General features: G+C 61.7%; 17 protein-coding genes. 7 read left to right on the top strand and 10 right to left on the bottom strand.

From position 1 onward, the window contains the following. Positions 1–85 precede the first annotated feature (85 nt). Positions 86–1,285, bottom strand: a complete 1,200-nt coding sequence (locus BGRAMDRAFT_RS14345; RefSeq protein ID WP_006049486.1) for a porin — start codon at positions 1,283–1,285, stop codon at positions 86–88. Positions 1,286–1,682: 397 nt separating this feature from the next. Continuing rightward, complete coding sequence (locus BGRAMDRAFT_RS14340) at positions 1,683–2,981, bottom strand: YihY/virulence factor BrkB family protein (RefSeq protein ID WP_006049485.1); 1,299 nt, start codon at positions 2,979–2,981, stop codon at positions 1,683–1,685. Positions 2,982–3,180: 199 nt separating this feature from the next. Between BGRAMDRAFT_RS14340 and BGRAMDRAFT_RS14335 the strand changes: the two genes are divergently transcribed. Continuing rightward, entirely contained in the window at positions 3,181–3,720 is a 540-nt protein-coding gene (locus BGRAMDRAFT_RS14335) for a YbaK/EbsC family protein (RefSeq protein WP_006049484.1), read from the top strand. Positions 3,721–3,807: 87 nt separating this feature from the next. Here BGRAMDRAFT_RS14335 and BGRAMDRAFT_RS14330 read toward each other — a convergent pair whose 3' ends face one another. The 4 genes from BGRAMDRAFT_RS14330 to BGRAMDRAFT_RS14315 form a co-directional block, all read right to left on the bottom strand. Beyond that, positions 3,808–4,398, bottom strand: a complete 591-nt coding sequence (locus BGRAMDRAFT_RS14330) for a BPSL1445 family SYLF domain-containing lipoprotein (protein ID WP_006049483.1) — start codon at positions 4,396–4,398, stop codon at positions 3,808–3,810. Between the two features lie 229 nt (positions 4,399–4,627). Next, positions 4,628–6,016 carry an FAD-binding oxidoreductase gene (locus BGRAMDRAFT_RS14325; RefSeq protein WP_006049482.1) on the bottom strand — a complete coding sequence of 463 codons (1,389 nt, stop codon included), beginning with the start codon at positions 6,014–6,016 and terminating at the stop codon, positions 4,628–4,630. Positions 6,017–6,356: 340 nt separating this feature from the next. Beyond that, positions 6,357–7,019, bottom strand: coding sequence for a ligase-associated DNA damage response endonuclease PdeM (pdeM, locus tag BGRAMDRAFT_RS14320; protein ID WP_006049481.1), 663 nt, complete (start codon positions 7,017–7,019; stop codon positions 6,357–6,359). Further along, the gene (locus BGRAMDRAFT_RS14315) at positions 7,016–9,673 is read right to left on the bottom strand and encodes a ligase-associated DNA damage response DEXH box helicase (protein ID WP_006049480.1); all 2,658 of its coding nucleotides are present in this window, start codon (positions 9,671–9,673) and stop codon (positions 7,016–7,018) included. The genes pdeM and BGRAMDRAFT_RS14315 overlap by 4 nt, the downstream gene beginning before the upstream one ends. 225 nt (positions 9,674–9,898) lie before the next feature. On the opposite strand from BGRAMDRAFT_RS14315, the gene BGRAMDRAFT_RS14310 reads away from it, so the two are divergent. The 3 genes from BGRAMDRAFT_RS14310 to BGRAMDRAFT_RS14300 all read left to right on the top strand — a co-directional run bounded on the left by BGRAMDRAFT_RS14310 (position 9,899) and on the right by BGRAMDRAFT_RS14300 (position 12,506). Then, positions 9,899–10,756: a carbon-nitrogen hydrolase family protein gene (locus BGRAMDRAFT_RS14310; RefSeq protein WP_006049479.1), complete on the top strand. Its 858-nt coding sequence runs from the start codon at positions 9,899–9,901 to the stop codon at positions 10,754–10,756. Between the two features lie 57 nt (positions 10,757–10,813). Next, entirely contained in the window at positions 10,814–11,212 is a 399-nt protein-coding gene (locus BGRAMDRAFT_RS14305) for an FKBP-type peptidyl-prolyl cis-trans isomerase (RefSeq protein ID WP_029966664.1), read from the top strand. Positions 11,213–11,432: 220 nt separating this feature from the next. Continuing rightward, positions 11,433–12,506: a DUF6765 family protein gene (locus BGRAMDRAFT_RS14300; protein WP_006049477.1), complete on the top strand. Its 1,074-nt coding sequence runs from the start codon at positions 11,433–11,435 to the stop codon at positions 12,504–12,506. A gap of 115 nt (positions 12,507–12,621) precedes the next feature. On the opposite strand, the gene BGRAMDRAFT_RS14295 is transcribed toward BGRAMDRAFT_RS14300, so the two are convergent. Next, positions 12,622–12,927 (bottom strand): hypothetical protein, encoded by a 306-nt coding sequence (locus BGRAMDRAFT_RS14295; RefSeq protein WP_006049476.1) that lies wholly within the window; start codon positions 12,925–12,927, stop codon positions 12,622–12,624. Positions 12,928–13,174: 247 nt separating this feature from the next. Between BGRAMDRAFT_RS14295 and BGRAMDRAFT_RS14290 the strand changes: the two genes are divergently transcribed. The 3 genes from BGRAMDRAFT_RS14290 to BGRAMDRAFT_RS14280 all read left to right on the top strand — a co-directional run bounded on the left by BGRAMDRAFT_RS14290 (position 13,175) and on the right by BGRAMDRAFT_RS14280 (position 15,069). Beyond that, the gene (locus BGRAMDRAFT_RS14290) at positions 13,175–13,513 is read left to right on the top strand and encodes a hypothetical protein (RefSeq protein ID WP_006049475.1); all 339 of its coding nucleotides are present in this window, start codon (positions 13,175–13,177) and stop codon (positions 13,511–13,513) included. Between the two features lie 257 nt (positions 13,514–13,770). Beyond that, positions 13,771–14,556 carry an H-NS family nucleoid-associated regulatory protein gene (locus tag BGRAMDRAFT_RS14285; RefSeq protein WP_006049474.1) on the top strand — a complete coding sequence of 262 codons (786 nt, stop codon included), beginning with the start codon at positions 13,771–13,773 and terminating at the stop codon, positions 14,554–14,556. A 27-nt stretch (positions 14,557–14,583) separates the two neighbouring features. Then, positions 14,584–15,069, top strand: coding sequence for a hypothetical protein (locus BGRAMDRAFT_RS14280; protein WP_006049473.1), 486 nt, complete (start codon positions 14,584–14,586; stop codon positions 15,067–15,069). 40 nt (positions 15,070–15,109) lie between these two features. On the opposite strand, the gene BGRAMDRAFT_RS14275 is transcribed toward BGRAMDRAFT_RS14280, so the two are convergent. Genes BGRAMDRAFT_RS14275 through BGRAMDRAFT_RS14265 form a run of 3 tightly spaced genes read right to left on the bottom strand, consistent with a single transcriptional unit; the run spans position 15,110 to position 17,787 of the window. Then, positions 15,110–15,679 (bottom strand): hypothetical protein, encoded by a 570-nt coding sequence (locus BGRAMDRAFT_RS14275; protein WP_006049472.1) that lies wholly within the window; start codon positions 15,677–15,679, stop codon positions 15,110–15,112. 42 nt (positions 15,680–15,721) lie between these two features. Further along, positions 15,722–16,369: a response regulator gene (locus BGRAMDRAFT_RS14270; protein WP_006049471.1), complete on the bottom strand. Its 648-nt coding sequence runs from the start codon at positions 16,367–16,369 to the stop codon at positions 15,722–15,724. Further along, complete coding sequence (locus BGRAMDRAFT_RS14265) at positions 16,366–17,787, bottom strand: cache domain-containing protein (protein WP_006049470.1); 1,422 nt, start codon at positions 17,785–17,787, stop codon at positions 16,366–16,368. Before BGRAMDRAFT_RS14265 ends, BGRAMDRAFT_RS14270 begins: the two co-directional genes overlap by 4 nt. Positions 17,788–17,995 lie beyond the last annotated feature (208 nt).

The following is a 17,995-nucleotide window of genomic DNA, read 5'->3' as shown; positions in this document are numbered from 1 at the left end:
CCTACGGACGAAAAAAAACCAGCCACCGGCTTGCGCCCGTGGCTGGTTTCGAACTGCGTAAGCTTCAGCAGTCCGTCAAGCCCATTTAGAACTTGTGGCGAATGCCCAGGCTGATGATTTCCTGGCTGCTCGAACCGGCCTGGTAGCCATACGAGCCAACCGATGCACCGGCGTTGACAATGCCACCGGTCGCTGCATCGCGCTGATGACCGCTTGCGTGCTGGTATGCGCCAACGAGGTACAGGTCGGTGCGCTTCGACAGGAAGTAGTCGCCGCCCAGCGAAACCTGGTGGTAGTTCGCCGACGTGTCGCCTGCGCCGTGCGTGTACGTATAGCCCAGACCAAGCAGCATTGCCGGCGTGAGCTGGTAGCCAGCGTACGCGCCTGCAACGTGATACTTCTCTTGCTCTGTGAAGCCCGAGAACGCGTCCGGCTTGTATTGCGCGAAGCTATAGCGAACGTTGAACGTGAACGGACCGGTCACGTACTGTGCAGCCGCCGACGTGATGTCGATCTGCTTGGCCGATGCGTACGCGCCGTTGATGTTCGAGCCGTCGAACGTACCGTCAGACGTCACGCCTGCGTTCCACGTGCCACCCTGGTTGCCCGGAGCGACGCCGCGGCTTGTCAGCGTGTTCGCGTTTTGCATGCGGAAGTAGCCAGCTGCAACGCTGAACGGACCGCCCGACCACGTTGCTGCACCTGCCCAGGATTGGCCTGCGCCGGTTGCGCCCGCAACGCCGCCCAGTGCGTACATGCCTTCGAACTGGAAGCCGCCCCACACCGGCGAAACGTACTTGATTGCGTTGTTCGTACGCGAGCTGTTGTCGTTGTTGTCAACGTCGCCCGGCGTCGTGAACGTGCTGCCGAAGAAGTTGTCACCCGTCAGCGGCTGAACCAGGTCGACCAGCGGATCGTACTGGCGACCCAGCGTGAGCGTACCGTATGCATCTTGCGTCAAGCCGACGTATGCCTGGCGACCGAACAGCTTGGTGCCCGTGCCGTACGAACCCATCTTGCCGTTGTTCGGGTTGAAGCCGCTTTCCAACTGGAAAATCGCCTTCAAGCCACCGCCCAGGTCTTCCGAGCCCTTCAGGCCCCAGCGGCTGCCCTGCAGGTTACCCGCTGCGAGCTGCCACAGATTATTGTTAGCCGGGTTGGCGTTGTGAACGTACTGGACCGATTCATCGATCAAGCCATACAGGGTCACGCTGCTCTGAGCGTGAGCGACGCCCGTTGCGCCCAGGAGCGCCAGCGAGAGGGTAGACAGTGCGATTCGTTTCATCCATTTCTCCACGCAGATGATTAGTTTACTTGTTGCGGAAAGGAGAATAGCTCACTGCGTCAATCAGCAAGAACTGGAAAAAAAAGAGTGTCGCCAAAAACCGACAACCCGCGCAAACCCTTGTATTTAAAGCTCATCCGGGATTGTTGCCTTTTCGGCAATATTGATTCGTTGCATTCGCATTATTGTTGTTTCGTTGACGATGAACGTTTGAGTGTGCCTACTTCCCGCATTTATTTGTAATAGATATGTAATGAAGTCGTCTAGCGAAGCGACGGCGGCGGGAGTGCGCCCAAGCGGCGCCATGCATTTTGGCCGAAAAGGGGAGTAGACAGACGGGTGCGATTGTGATCCACACGCACCAACAAGGTGCGGCGCTGATTGTGCAACCGCCGGGCTATTTGGAACCGTCGTCGTCCGCGCGCGTGTGCCGCGCCATGCGGGCCGCCGCGAGGCCGGCGGCCGCGGCCAGCGCGACCGACTTCCACGGATGCTCGCGCACGTAGCGATTCGCCGCAACGGCTTTGCGGCTCGCGCCAAGCAGCGTAACGGCCGCCAGATGCGTCGCGCCCGCTTCGGCGGAAAGCACCGAGCGTCCGACGCCGAGCGCCTTCGCGCCTACCGATGCTTTTGCGTGTGTCTCGAACCGCGGCGGTTGAACTTCGGCGGACACAGCGCCAATCCTCGAAGCCCGCGCGTCGCTCGAATCGGACGAACCGGCGTGCAACGCCGCGCCGCCCGGGACCGTCGACGCCGCCAGCACCGACGCCAGCTTCGCGCGGCTGCCCGGCGGCGCGTCGGACTGCATGCCCCAACCGCCGCGCGGATCGTTCAGCCGGCCGCGCGCCGCCGAAAATTCCGCGCCGAGCAGCAGCACCGCCGCGGAAAAGTACAGCCACATCAACAGCACCGCGAGCGATCCGGCCGCGCCGAACGAACTCGCCATGCCGGCGTGCGCGAGGTACAGCGCGAACAGCTTCTTGCCCGCCGAAAACAGCACCGCCGCGACCACGCCGCCGACCAGCGCATCGCGCCAACGCACGCTCGCGTCGGGCAGAAACTTCAGCAAGCCGGCGAACGCGAACGCCAGCACGAGCAAGCCAACACCGAGTTGCAGCAGATTGCCGATCACCACATAAGGCGAGTCGCCCCACAGCCACTTGCCGACATACGTGATCACCGTATCGAGCACGAGCGAGACGATCAGCAGAAACGCGACGCCCAGCACGAGCCCGAACGAGATCAGCCGCACGCGCACCAGCGCAAGCACGCTCGACGTGCGCGGACCGGTGTACGGCCATACGACGTTGAGCGCGCTGTTCAGCGAAGAGAAAGTGGCCGACGCGCCGATGGCCAGCATCGTGAACGAGATGATCGCGGCCACGCCGCCCGCGCTGCCGCTGTGATGCGCGTTTTCGACGATGGTCTGCACGCCTGCCGCGGCCTGGTCGCCGAGCAGTCCGTGGATGTGGTCGAAGAGTTCGCCGCGCGCGGCCTCGGCGCCGAAGAACCAGCCGGCCACGGCGATCACCATGACGAGCGTCGGCGCCAAAGAAAACGCGGCGTAGAACGCGATGCTCGCTGCCAGCGCAGTGCAGCGGTCTTCGGAAAACTGCTTGAGTGCTCCGATCGCCCAGTTCGCCTGCGTGCGAGCCATGTGCTGGAGGTTGCCGGCGGAAAGCGTGTCGATGTCCATGGTCGAAGTCTCACTGGTTCGGGCGGTGCGCAGGCACGAGCCGCTCGGGCCGGCCGGACGCAGCCTCCGTATGGCCGTCGTTCGCAAGCGTTGTGCCTGTGACTATAGCAAGCGCACTGGCCGCACGCCGCATTGCATGCCGCACCGCGCGCATGCCGGTAGAATGCGATGGCCTTCCTCTCTACTTCTCTCGACCGCCATGCATTCGCACGAAGCCGTAAAGCAGTTGGACGTGATCCCCGCCGATGAACTCGCCACGCGTTTGCCGCCGCAAGTGCTGGCGCAGTTGCCGCAACAGGGCGTCACGGTTTTCTCCGTCACCGACGACGCGTCGGACACCGCCGCCTTCAGCGCACGCTATGGCTTCGGTCTCGAGGACTGCGCGAATACGATCGTCGTGCGTTATAAGAAGGACGGCGGCGAGCACTATGCGGCGCTCGTTTCGCTCGGCTCGCTGCGGCTCGACATCAACGGAGCGGTGAAGGCGGCGCTCGGCGCGCAGCGGCTGTCGTTCGCGAAGCGTGAGCTTGCGGTTGAACTGAGCGGCATGGAGTTCGGCGGCATTACGGCTTTCGGCTTGCCGCAGGACTGGCGCATTCTCGTCGATGCCGCCGTCATGGAGCGCGCGCAGATCGTCATGGGCGCGGGCATTCGCGCGGCCAAACTGCTGCTCGCGCCGGACGTGTTGCGTCAATGGCCGCGCTGCGAAGTGGCGCAGATGACGCTCGTGGCGGAGTAACTATCGCCGGTTAAGTGACTGAGTGACTGACTGAGTAATGCGGAAGCGCCACGCGGTCCGCACAGTGGCCGCGTGGCTTGTCGACGATCAGATGATGAGGCGCGACACCTTCGTACCTTCCAGCGATACGCCCGCCATCAAGCCGCCGTTGGTCAGCACGAATGCTTCGACCGGGCTTGTCGCCGTCGATGTGTCGATCGCGCCGTTCGCGCCGACCTTGAGCACCGCGACGGTTGCGTCGGCGCCCGCTGCCCAGCCCTGGCTATTGAGGAATTTGTCGAGTGCTTCCTGCGTCATGAACAGGAAGATAAGCGCCTTCGACTGCGCGCCGATCTGCAAGCCAAACGATCCCGCCACCGTGCTGTAGTAGCCGGTCGTGCGACCGCCCACGCGCAGCCCGCCTTCGCCGTATTGGCCGCCGACCCAGAAGCCCGCCGAGATCACCGACGGAAACACCAGCACGCCGCGCGCTTTCGCCACGAGTTCGCGCGAACCGCCGACGTTCGCGTAGAGACGCGAAAGCGTGGAGTCGATACCCGCGTTGATCGTGTCGCGCTTGTTGGCGTTCGCGGACGCCGACGTGCCCGACGACCCTGACGTGGTGGTGCAACCGGCAAGGCCGAGGCCCGCGGTAGCGAAAGCCGCGCCGGCCGTCGTGATGAATTGTCGTCTGCGCATGATAGTTGTCCTTTTACGTTATCGAGGCGGTTTTTGTTTATGGATCAAAGGTAATGCTGTGACGTTGGCCAATAGGGCCAGCATCAATGATAAAGCAGCATTTGCCGTGCCTGATCCATGCCGCCCGCGCAGAGGGACATTCATGCGTCGGGTGCGAGGAATCCGCGCTGAGACTCGCGCGGGTTCCTCAGCGGATTCCTCCGCGGGTTCCTTTATTCGCTGCCACGCATTACATGGCTGGGCGAATGTTCTGGTTATGACGGAAGAGGTTGTGCGGATCGTAGCGGCTCTTAACCGCGACGAGCCGTTCGAAGTTCGGGCCGTATGCATCGGCGACGCGGCTCGCTTCTTCCTGCGTCATGAAGTTCACGTAGACGCTGCCGAGCGAGAACGGCGCTGCCTGCTCGAAGAATGCACGAGCCCACGCGATGCAACGTTCGTCGTCGGCGGGATCTTCCCAGCGGCCATGCACGTTCATCGCGTATTGCGTGTCGCGGCTCGAGTAGGCGGTCGCATTCACCGGCACGCGTTGCGTTTGCGCGCCGATCTGCCCGAAGAAAATCTCGCACTGTGGAGAAGGCAGATTCTCGATCGACTGAAGCAGTGCGTCGATCAGACCATCGTCGATATTGGCGAGATTGTGCGACTTCCAGTAGTTGCGCGATCCCGGCGCGAGCAGCGGATCGAATGCCTGTTGCCACATCGCATACGGCATTTCGCCGAGATGTTCGCCGACGGGCGTGCCGAACGTCTTCACTTGCGCGACCGCCGAAGGACCGTTCGCGATTGGCCCGGTGTAGCACATCGGGAAGATGATCACCGGCTTGCCGTGCACTTCGGCCGGCAGGAACGGCAGCGGCGGCGCGAGCCGTAGAACCGCCCACACGCTCAGGTCGTCGGGCATCTGCGCGGCGGCCGCGCGATATTTGACGAGCGCGTCTCTCGCCTCGGCGAACGGCAGCACGACGAGCCCGCCGTACACCATCGGTCCGACGGAATGCAGTGCGAATTCGAACGACGTGACCACGCCGAAATTGCCGCCGCCGCCACGAATCGCCCAGAACAGATCTTCGTTCGATTCGGCGCTGGCGCGAAGCAATTCGCCTTCGGCGGTGACCACGTCGGCTGAAATCAGATTGTCGATCGTCATGCCGTATTTGCGGCTGAGCCAGCCGAAGCCGCCGCCGAGCGTCAGGCCCGCGACACCCGTGGTCGAATTGATGCCGAGTGGTGTTGCAAGTCCGAAGGCTTGCGCTTCGTGATCGAAGTCCGCGAGCGTTGCGCCCGGTCCCACATACGCGCGTCTTGCGATCGGATCGATTCGCACGGACTTCATCTGCGAGAAGTCCATCACGAGACCGTCTTCGCATAGCGCGCTGCCGGCAATGTTATGACCGCCGCCGCGAAGCGCGAGCGGCAGATCATTCGCGCGCGCGAACGCGATGCCGCGACGCACGTCGGCGACGCCGGCGCAGCGCAGAATCATCGCCGGGCGGCAGTCGATCATTGCATTCCAGATGCTGCGGGCTTCGTTGAAACCGGGATCGTCGGGCAGTACTAGCTGCCCACGTATGGCGGTTTTCAGTTCTTCGATGGCGCTGCTCGACACTTGAGCCATGGCTTGTCTCCTGGTGTTGTAAGGGCGCTTTTTCAAGCGCTGTCGGCTGACCCAAGCAGACCGAAAGAATGTTGACAGCCTGGTTCAGCGTCCAGTAAACGGCGAGCTTCGCGCTACTCAAACGCACGTAAACCCGCGTGCGCTTCGCTGTTTGCTGCGAAGCACGCGCAGCGTGCCTTTGCGAGCGTGTATCGCCGACAACGGAATGCCGGCGCCGCGAATGGTGCATGTGCTTGCGGAAAAGATCGCGTGTGAAAGTGTTGGCGAACTCTGCTAATAGCGGAGTTCTGGCGTGACAGGTATGACGAAACTCGCGTGAGTCGCGCGTTGCGTGAAAGGCTTAGCGCGGCACTTCAATGACCTTGTCGTGAGCCACGACGAAAACCCTTTCTCCACTCACGCGGCCGTCGTCGCGCGCACCGCCGGTAAAGCTGCCGAATGCGGGCAGCACGCCGCATTGCGCGCCGAAACGAAAGCACGGCACGCGAACCGAGTCGTTGCGCGTCGCAATCCGATAGACAGGATGCAGATGGCCGGCGAGCGCGTACGCGCCGTCGACGGTCTGCGGGTGATGACACAGCGCCCACGGTCCAACGCGCCACGGCTCCAGCACAAGTTCCACATTGAGCGTACCAGGCAACGCGCCCGCATGCCGATCGTGATTGCCTTCTACGAGCAAGATTCGCAAACTCGGATGCCGCGCGCGCCACACGTGCAGTGCATCGAGAATCTCTTCGGCGTGCGCCTCGCGCGCATGCAGCAGATCGCCGAGAAAGACCAGCGTGGACGGTTCGAATTCGGCGATCAGTATGTCCAGACGCATCAGGTTGTCGGCAGTGGAACCGATGGGCACCGGCACGCCGCGCGCACGAAATACGGCGTCCTTGCCGAAATGCGCATCGGCGACGAAAAGACAGCGCAGCGCGGGATCGAAGGCCGCGCGCAAGCTCGACAGCACGAGCGGATGGCCGGCAATTTCAACGGACAACGACGCAGGCTTCATACGCGGGCCGCCTTCTCGAGTTCCGCAAGCATGCGCTGTACGCGATCCGCGAGCTTCTCTGTGCTTACTTTCTCGCGCAGGCGTCCGACGATAAGCGGAAACGCAAAGGGAGTCGGTTTTTTCGGATGCATGAGAACGAGGCGGCTCGCGTTCATTCGTTCTAGCGCGCTACGAATGCGTTTCGCGTCGAGTTCCTGCAATAGCACTTCGGTATCAGCCTGATCGAGTAACAGATTGCCGCTGTCATGATTGCGGAAGATCTCATAGAAAAGGCCGCTGGAGGCCTGCAATTGCCGGGCGCTTTTCTGCTGCCCTGGATGTCCCTGAAACACGAGCCCCGACACGCGCGCAATTTCGCGGAATCGTCGTCGAGACAACTCCGACGAATTGAGGCTCGCCAGAATGTCGTGATCGAGTTGTTCCGCCGAGAGCAATTCACTCTCCAATGCCGCGGCCCAGTCGAATGGTTGCGCGGACAACAGCTCGAAACCATAGTCGTTCATTGAAATAGAAAAAGTACCGGGCTTCTCTCGCGCGATTCTCCAGGCGAGCAATGCGCCAAGACCGATATGCGCGGTGCGCCCCGCAAATGGATAACAGAAGAAGTGATGCCCTTCGCGCGACTTGAGTACTTCGGCCACCAGCAAACCGGGCTGCGGCAGAGCCGACCATTTCTGCTGCAATTCGAGCAGCGGCCGAACGGCGCGCATCTCGGGTTCGTCATAGATGCCGCCGGCGGCGCGCGCGAGCATCGTCAACGTCGCCTCGGCGAGTTCCGAGGAGAGCGGCATGCGGCTGCCTGCCCATTGCGGCATCGCGCCGCGTGCCGAGGTCGCGCGTTTGACCCACGCAGTCATGTCCTGCACGCGAATCAATTCGAGCGCACGTCCGCCGAAGGTAAAAATATCGCCGGGTTTCAGCCGCGAAATAAACGACTCTTCGATTGCGCCTATGCGGCCGCCCGCCAGATACGCGACATTCAGCGTGCCGTTCGCGACGATCGTGCCGACGTTGTTGCGATGCCGCCGCACCAGATCTTCGCGCGGCACGCGGTACAGGCCGTCGCTTTCGCGCACCACGCGGTGGTAGTCCGGGTACGCGCGCAACGCGGTGCCGCCGCCTTCGACGAAACCTAATGCCCAATCGAATTCATCTTGCGTTAGTTGCCGGTACGCGTACGTCGTGCGAACTTCGTCGTAGAGATCGCGCGCGTCGAAGCCGCCGCCAATTGCCACTGTCACCAGATGCTGAACGAGAACATCAAACGGTTTGTCCGGCGTTTCGCGGCATTCTATTTGCCGCTTTGCGACTGCCTCGCGCGCGGCGGCCGCTTCGACGAGTTCGAGCGCGTGCGTGGGCACGATGGTCACGCGCGACGGCCGTCCCGGCGCGTGACCCGAGCGGCCGGCGCGCTGCATCAAACGCGCGACGCCTTTCGGCGAGCCGATCTGAAACACGCGCTCCACAGGCAGAAAGTCGACGCCGAGATCCAGGCTCGATGTGCATACAACGACCTTTAGCAAGCCGTTCTTCAAGCCGCGCTCGACCCACTCGCGCACTTCCTGATCGAGCGAACCATGATGCAACGCAATTGCGCCGGCCCATTGCGGACGCGCTTCGAGCAGCGCCTGATACCAGACTTCGCATTGCGAGCGCGTGTTGGTAAATACGAGCGATGTCTGCGCCTCGCCGATCGCCTCGGCCACGGCCTCGACCTGGCGCATTCCCATATGACCGCCCCAAGGAAATCGCTCGATGGTCTCGGGAATAACCGTGTCCACGATCAATGCCTTCGGCAGCTTGCCGTGCACGCTGACACGCGGGGTTCTGACCGGGGAGAGCAATACATCGGCGGCGAAGGGAAGGTTGCCGAGCGTCGCCGACAAGCCCCATATCTGCAAATCGGGCCGCCAATGCGCGAGCCGCGCCAGCGCCAGTTGTGTCTGCGTGCCGCGCTTGTTGCCGAGCAGTTCATGCCATTCGTCGACGACCACGAGCTTTACGTGCGAGAGTACTTCGCGCGCATCGGGTCTCGTCAGGATCAGCGACAGACTCTCGGGCGTCGTGATCAGCGCTGACGGCATGCGCCGGTTTTGCCGCGCGCGTTCGGCGGTGGACGTATCGCCGGTTCGCAAGCCTACTGTCCACGGCACGGCCAGTTCGATCGCCGAGCTTTGCAATGCGCGTGCCGTATCGGCGGCAAGGGCGCGCATCGGCGTGATCCAGAGGACGGTGAGCGGCTCGGGCTGCATGCTTGTGGCGCGCCGACGCGTCGCCGCTGAATGGGAAGGTACGGCTCGCGCGAACGCGGCAAGCGCGCCGAACCAGATGGCCCACGTCTTGCCCGCGCCCGTGGTTGCATGGAGCAGGCCGCTCGCGCCTCGCTCCATCTCGCGCCACACCTCGCGCTGAAAATCGAACGGCTGCCAACGCCGCGCTTCGAACCACGCATGCAGCTTCCCGGCGAAAGGGCGCCGCGCCGCCTCTTCGTCGATGGAAAACGGCAGCGGCTCGAATGCCGGCTCGCGAGCGTCGAGCCGCGCCTGTTGCTCGCGGCTGCGCGGAATGCGTCGCGGCCGTGGCGCGCGGCGTCGCTCCGGCACGACCGAAGGCGGCGCAATGTCCTGCTTGTCGGGATCAACCGGCTCGTTCATTGAAAGTTGAAAGCGCTCGTTGGCATCGGGTTGCGCACGACGATACTTCGCCGTACCTCTTCTACGTGGACCGCGCGCGCAAAGCGCTGGTTCAAGAGAATTGCGCTGACACGCCGCCGCAGTCCATGTTTAAATGCCTCGCTTCAGACGCGCGGGCTCCCGCCATTGGCCATCGGCAAGCGGGTACGCGCTGAACCTGCGCTCGATTCAATAACGGAGTTGACGGTGAATAACAAGTTCGCAGCGTTGCCCCGATCACCCCTGCAAATTGCAGCCGCGCAAGCGCTACCGGTTTGCGGAGACGTGACGGCAAACATCATGAAGACGGTCGAATTGACCGGTCTTGCCGCCGATCGCGGTGCCCGACTGGTGGTTTTTCCCGAGAAGTTCCTGAGCGGCTATGAACCCGGCCTGATCGCCGGCGACCCAGCGCAATATGCATTCGAACTCGCCGATGCACGTCTCGATCCGATCCGCGAGATTTGCCGCCGACGCGGCATTGCGGCAATTGTCGGCGCGGCCACGCGCGGCGCGGACGGCCTGCGTATTTCGTCGCTCGTATTCGATTGCCGCGGCGAGGACGCAAAGCCGTATCACAAGCAGTATCTATATAGAAGCGAAGCGGAAATCTACCGGCCGGGCACGCAAGGCTGCATGCTCGAACTCGACGGATGGCGGCTCGCACTCGGCGTGTGCTACGACTCGGGCTTTCCCGAGCACGCGCGCATGGCGGCGGTAAACGGCGCGCACGCCTATCTCGTGAGCGGGCTCTTTAGCGTGAAGTCCGGCTATCACCAGTCGCGCATCTGGTTCCCCGCACGCGCGTTCGACAATACGATGTATGTGTTGCTGTCGAATCACGTCGGCATGACCGGCGGCTGGGACACATGCGGTGCGAGCGCAGTCTGGAGTCCCTATGGCGATGTGATTGAAGAAGCCAGCCGCGAACGGGAAGAAGTCATCGTCGCGCGGCTCGATCCGGCCGTGCTTGCCGACGTTCGCGAACGGGAAACGGCGCTGGCGGATTTCGTCGCGCATGGCGATATGGCGGCCGATAACGTTGCGGTGCTGCCGCTGGATTAGCAGCGCGCTCTATTCCGTGCGCTAGAATGAACCGTACTACCCATCTGGAGATTCGTTTTGAAATCTATCGTTGCTCTGCTTGCCGCTACTGTACTTTCGTCGACGGCGATGGCTGCCGCTTCTACTGAGAAGCTGCCTTCGGGCGTGGTTGTCGAACACCTCGTGCAAGGCACCGGCGCGCAGCCGGCCGCCACCGATGTCGTGAAGGTCAACTATCGCGGCACGCTTGCGAACGGCACTGAATTCGACGCGTCCGCGAAACACGGCGGTCCGGCAACGTTCCCGCTGAACCGCGTGATTCCGTGCTGGACGCAGGGCGTGCAAACCATGAAAGTGGGCGGCAAGGCAAAACTGACGTGCCCGGCCGCCACCGCCTACGGCAGCCGCGCCGTGGGCACGATTCCGCCGAACAGCGACTTGACGTTCGAAGTCGAGCTGGTCGACATCGTCAAATAAGGCGCGACGTGCGCTGAAACGCAACCCCGCGACGGATAACGTAGCGGGGTTTTTTTATGGGCTGCAGTGGCCCGCCGTGGCCCGCAGTCGGATAGAGGATGGAATAAAACACGACAACACCGCGTAGGGCAATAAAGAACGACGTCTTTTCAACTCGCCGCCTACTCGCTCGTTTACCAGTGCTGTTGTAGTCATTCATCGTGCATGAGGAGAATCTGCCATGAATATCGACTTTCATTACGGCGTGGTCTATATCGTCGCGCGAGTTGGCGGAATGACGCCGAGCCAGGCGCTGACGGTCGCCCATGCGTGCCAGTATGTCGACGATGCAACGACGCCGGGCATCCTGCGTTTTCAGGGCGGCGAGACGTTCGAACGCTTCGCCACCGCGCACAAGACCTTCGACTATGCGAATACGGAGAACGACCAGAACCGGCTCGTGTGGGCGCCGTTTCATTTTCTGCCGGCAGGAGAGGGCGCGACGCTCGACGAAAAAGCCGTGTGCCGCGCGGACAGCGCGGTCGCGCGCGAGGTGGTGCGGCGCGCCATCCGGCAGCGCAGCACGGAGATGGGCTTGCATCGTCTCGGCGTGACGCTGCATACGTATGTGGATACGTGGGCGCACCAGGGGTTCGCGGGCATCGAAAGTCCGGGCAACCGGGTTCATTCTCTCGAGGCGCAAGATTGCACGCGCACGGGCTGGCTCGAGAATCTCACACTCGCCATGCAGCACCTGGTGCAGCACGTCGAAGCCGATGTTCTGACGCTTGCGCTACCTGTGGGCCACGGCGCCGCGTTGCATTATCCGGATCAGCCGTGGGCGAAATGGCATTACATCGACGGCAGGAATATGTTCATACAGCGACACAACCTGCCGGAGTTTGTCGAGGCCGCCGACATGGCGTGCCGTGCGGTTCGCGCGTATGTGGCCGGGCGCGAAGACTTCGAAAACGAAGAGGGCATGCCGCAAAACGTGAAAGCGACGCTCACCGAATTGCTCGATACCAACCGGATCATGGACGACAACGAGCGGTTGCGGGCGATCTGCGAGTTCGTGAAGGAGGGCGGCATTCCCGGCCTGAAAGAGGCCATTCCGGACTACGTGCCGAAGGGAGTCGGCTCATGGAAGTACAAAGCCACCGGTCTTCGCGCGGAAGACGACTCCGGCGAAAAGCCCGTGTGGGGCGAGGCATTCGAAAAGAGCGACTACCGGCTCTTTCATGACGCGGTAAAACAGCACCGTTTCGTGACGACTCAGGAAGTGCTGCCGGCTCACGGCTTGCGAATCGCATGATGCGTTCATGCGCGAATGAGTGGAGACCGCCACGCGGGCGGCCTCTTTATGTCTTTATGGCCCGGTTTCAGATGAAAGTACTGAACGCCACAACGCTTAAAGCGATGGCGCCGCCTCAATAACCCCAGCGTTGCCGCTCGCGCCATTCATGCTCGCGCCAGTGCTCGCGGCGCCATTCGTGTTCCCGCCATTCGCGGCGTTCGCGCCACGCGTCGCGGCCGTCATAAGCGCGATAACCGCCATAGGCTACCGCGACCGCGGCAGGGCCGTACGCAACCGGAGGCGCCACATAAACGGGCTGCGGCGCATAGACGCCGACCGGAATGCCGACGCCGACGGCGAGATTCACATGAGCAGAAGCAACCGACGATGCGGCGAGAACTGCCAGACCGAGTGCTGCGCCAACGATCTTCTTGTTCATTTTCCTTCTCCTTGCACTTGAAGTGCGCTGCCAGAGCTTTGTCTCGATGGACGGTTGAAGTGTAGAAGCGTGCCCACGACACAGGTGAAACAGCGCTGCGAGATTGGTAACGCACGGTTACGGTCACTGCGGCGTTAAAAAATGAACTCGAAGCCTTTGAATCTCCGAATGCTTGCCTATAGTAGAAGCGGCTCTTGCCGCAATGCACAGTGCCGCCTTTTCTCGATACAGGTGACGGGGAACCGACATGACGCCATCGAATGCCGCGATCTATCAGGCCCAGACTTGCACGCCCGAGTCGCTGCGAATTCTGGCGGCCTATCTTGAACTGGCGCTCGACGAGGGCGAAAGCGTCGTTCTCATGAGAATTGGCGCGCACGTGCGCAGTGTTTATATCGGCGATCCGTCCGCTTCTCTGGAAGATTTGCGCGATGAGGGCGTAGTACAGGCCGGGCAGGCTGACGAGATTCTCGCGCTGACCCGCATAGGACTTAACCGGATCACCGCCGATAGCCAGCAGTATCGCTTTTTGCGCAGCGTCAGATACATTGCCGACCGTCAGGTTGTCGTTTTTACCCCGACCTGAGCGGCCCGGCAACAATTGGAAAGAAAGAGAGCGCCGGAATAAAGAAAGAAGCAACGCGTAATAAAGAGTCCATAAAAAGTGGCACAGGCAAAGAACGAATGCATGCTAAAGGCGTCTATCGATTGCATCGAAGAGAACTTTTTGTATTCCGCACGCGTAGAGCAAGTCAGAATTCGGTTTTTTATGGCCATCCGGCTATGCCGTTCCCACGTTATTCATGGCATAGTTCGTTCGATTACCACATAAGGAGCAATTCAATGCCCACGTTAGAGCAAATCCAGGCAAAGCTTAAGAAGCTCCAGGCGCAAGCTGACGCCCTTATTGCAAGGAAAGCGCAAGTCGCAATCGACCAGATTCGCGAATTGATGCTTAAGCACGGCCTGACTACCGCCGACATCGAAGCGCAAGCAAAAGCGCGGCGCGCGGCCAAGGGCCTTAACGGCCATGCCGGCAACGCAAAGGCCGCGGCAGCCGGACAGAAGATTCCGAAGTATCGCGATCACAAAACCGGTGCGACCTGGACCGGACACGGCCGCGCGCCCGGTTGGATTGCAACCGCGAAAGACCGCAGCGTGTTTCTCATCGACGGCGCAAGCGAATCGAAGTGGGGCAGCGTTGCCGCTAACAACGCGAAAGCCAAAGGTCAGCCGAAAGGCGCGCAACCGCCGAAGTATCGCAATCCGTCAACCGGCGCGACCTGGAGCGGACGCGGCCCGGCGCCTGCATGGCTTGCATCGGTGAAGGATCGCAGCAGGTTTCTGATCGACGGCGGCGCAGCGTCGGTGGCGGGCAAGGCCGGCAAAGTGAAATCCGCGGCTGTGAAAAAGGTTGTGGCGAAAAAGGCGCGGGCGGGTAGTCAATCTGTTGCCACTAAAAAAGCTGCGGTAAAACCCGCTGCAAAGAAAACCGCCGCGCGAAAAGTCACCGCAAAAAAGGCAGCAAGCAAAGCCGCGAGCAAACTTCCGGGCCGCAAGAAAGCCGCAAGTTCGCAACCCGCAGTGACCGCTGCGGCACCGGTCGCGTCGACCGCGGCGAGCGCATAAGCGCACTGCACTGGCACAGCGAAGTACATGACGAGCGTACATGAATCGCCCCAGCAGGAGGATCAGGTTCTCCTGCTGGACTCAGTTCCTCATCCCGCAGCCGACGCAGCGGAGCCGTTCATTGTCGCGAGCGATCGCCGCGTGATTCTCGCTTATCCGATTGCGGAATCCGACTTCGAGCGGTTCGGTCCGTTCGATCCCGACGACGATCCGTTCTGCGCAGTGCTATTTCCCGACACGCAGTTTCATCGGCTAGGGCCGCCGGGCGATGGCGATCTCGAGATTCATCCGCTCGCGTCGCAAGGTCTGGCCGCTTTTGCCGCACAAGAAGTGATCAACTGTTCTCTTGTCGATGAACTCGCCGCAGTGTCATTGCCGGAACTGGCGAAGCGTCATTTCGTCATTACGTTTCTGGAGTCCACCTTCGAGTGCATAGCGTCCGATTACACGCTGGTCGGTGTATACGGCGCGGCTGAAATCGCAAGCCGCGAGGCATTTGCACTCGTACGGTAGATCTATCCAGAGCGGCGCTGCCTGTTTGCCGCGCGCCAGGTTAGTTGCCCGGATCGAGTACCGGCCGATCCGGCTCTGCAAGCGTTCTATAAGGCAGTCGTGCGGCGCGCGGGTTGGTCGTCGTATTGTCGATTACGCGTTCGACGTCCGCGGTTTTCGCGAGTTCGCTGAGGAACGCCTGCTTGTCGAAGCCAGGCGATACGCAGCCTTCCACATAGACAAAGCGACGTTGCAGCGTGAGCCAAAGCGTCGAATGTTCGCGCCAATGAGTCGCGGCATTGATATTGGCGAGACGCCGCTGCACGGCCTCCGCAACTTCCTTGTCGTACAGATAAGCGTTGGGTAAGCGGCAACGGCCTTCTATCCAGCAACTGTTGCCGCGTTCAATGCGGTAATGACTGTCGGCGAGCCATTCCTGTTCGGTTTCGAGTGGGCCGAGCGGCGCTGGGCATCCGTCAATGGCTTTGGAAATCTGAAAGAACGGGTCGTGTCCGCGATTGATTCGCTGTTCTTCGCCGCGAGCCAAAGGCAGAACCAAAAACAACGATAGACTTAAAGCCGCGCATTGCAATGCACTCGCCGGCCGCTGCGTGAATCGTCTCAGTGTCATGCTGATTGTCTCCACTCGTTGCGCAGCGAGACGTTCTTCTTATTAGCGGCTCGTGCGCCGGTTCTCGACCGCAAACTTGATCAATTCGGCCTGGCCTTCAATATCGAGCTTGCGTTTCAGATTCAGGCGATGTGTCTCGACAGTACGCACCGACAGATCGTTGCGTTGAGCAATCTGCTTGCTCGACAAACCCTCGGCGAGTGCATCGAGAATATCGCGTTCGCGCGGCGTGAGCCGTTCAACCGGCGATTGCATCGCCGAAGCCTGAATCAATCGGGCGCCGAGTCCCGCGCTGAAATAGGTCTTTCCGTCGAGCACGGCGCTAATCGCCTGAATGATTTCGGTCGACGGCGAGTCCTTCAGCACGTAACCGCTTGCTCCCGCGCGCACTGCCTGTGTGACGTATTCGAGGTTGTCGTGCATCGACAGCATCAATACGCGGATCGCGGGGAATCGCTCATGAAACATGCCGGCAAGCGCAATGCCGTTCATTCCGTTCATGCCGACATCCATCAGCACGAGGTGAGGCTCCAGGCTCGCGGCGAGCGCGAGCGCTTCCTGTGCATTGCCTGCTTCGCCGACTACCTCCAGGTTGCGCACTGCTTCGAGCCGCGCACGCAAGCCGTCGCGAACGAGCGGATGATCGTCGACCAGAATCAGACGGGCAATGGGGTGTGAGATGTCGTTCATGAAGACGCTTCCTGCAAGCTCTGCTTATGAGGCTCCGTTGTACCGGCGACGAGCGGAACACGCGCGGTGACGAGCGTATGGCCAGGCTGCGAGTTGAGCGCAAGCGTGCCGCCTAACGCTTCCACGCGCTCGCGCATATTGCGCAGCCCAACGCCCGAGCGGCGGCCGACAAACGCGTGCGCGACATCGAAACCGCAGCCGTTGTCGGCGATTGTGAGCGCGACGGCATCGTTCGACACTTCCAGCGAGAGCGCCGCGTTCGACGCACGCGCATGGCGCACGATGTTGGTCAGCGCTTCCTGGGCAATGCGGAACAGAACGGTGTTGACCGCCTCGGCCAAAACCGCGGCGTGAGTATGCGTGATCTGCGTGAAGCCGATTTCAATGCCCGATTGTTCGCTCAGTTCGCGCGTGAGTTGCTCGATGGCTGCCGCGACGCCCAGGTCGTCGAGCATCGACGGGCGCAGCGCATGAGAAATACGCCGCACTTCGCGCAACGTGTCGCCGAGACGCGTGAGACTGGTCGACAACGCGGCTTCCGCGGCGGGCACGCGCGTTTCGCTGCGCTCGAAACGCGCGAGCGCCGATTCGAGCAGCAGCTTCACCGACACCATCATCTGACTGATGCCGTCGTGCAATTCCCGCGAAAGCCGCGCGCGTTCGTTCTCCTGCGATTCGACCACCTGCTGCGCGAGCCGCTTCAGTTTCGCGTCGGCGCTGCGATATTCGGTGACGTTGAGCACGAGCGCGCACAGCGCGATAGCGGCGAGCCCCGCGAGTGCGATCGCGTCGATCCACATCATCGTGCGATCGATATTGATCGCCGCGCGCTCGTCGATATGCGCGAGGGTCGTGTCGACGTCGTCGAGATAGATGCCGGTGCCGATCATCCAGCCCCAGCGTTCGAGCGGCACCACGTAGCCGAGTTTCGAGGCGAGCTTGCCCGTCGAAGGGCGATGCCATAAATAGCGCACATAGCCGCCGCCTTGCGACGCCGCGGCGAGCAGCTTCTGGATGGTGAGCACGCCTTGCGGATCGCGCAGTTCCGACAAATCGCGTCCCACGAGATGCGGCTCGCGCGGATGCATGAGCGAACGGCCATGCATGTCGTAGACGAAGAAATAGCCGTCCTTGCCGAAGTCCATCTTCTCGAGCACGTCGAGCGCGCGCGTGCGGCGCAGCGCGTCGTCGCGTGCGTTATCTTCGCCGGCTTCGTAAAGCGGCGCGATCGCGGACGTGGCCAATTCGACGTAATGCTTGAGCTCGATTTCCTTGCTCGCCATGTACGCGGCCTGAGTCGTCGCGTGCTGCGTTTGCGCGAGCGCGGTCGCTTCGCGGCGCACGCCGATTTCGATGCTGGCGATAGCCGCGAGAAAGGGCACGATAGCCAGCAAGACGATCTTGGCTTTGAGTTTCATCGTTGAAAAGACGGCCAGTGGACTACGTAGTAATACGTAGCCGGCTTACGTAGTTGCGCGCTTGTGAGGACGCTTACGAAGGCGAATACTACATCCCCGCGGCGCATTGCGTCTTGCGGACGTTTTCGCGCTCATGCGTCGGCAGTGCGCAAAAGCAGATTCCGGTTTCGGCAGATGACTGCGCGGGTATTTCACACGAATACCCGTT

This window comes from Paraburkholderia graminis C4D1M (assembly GCF_000172415.1).
GTDB lineage: Bacteria > Pseudomonadota > Gammaproteobacteria > Burkholderiales > Burkholderiaceae > Paraburkholderia > Paraburkholderia graminis.
Note: the sequence above shows the minus strand (reverse complement) of the source record. Positions and strands in the feature narration are given on the sequence as shown.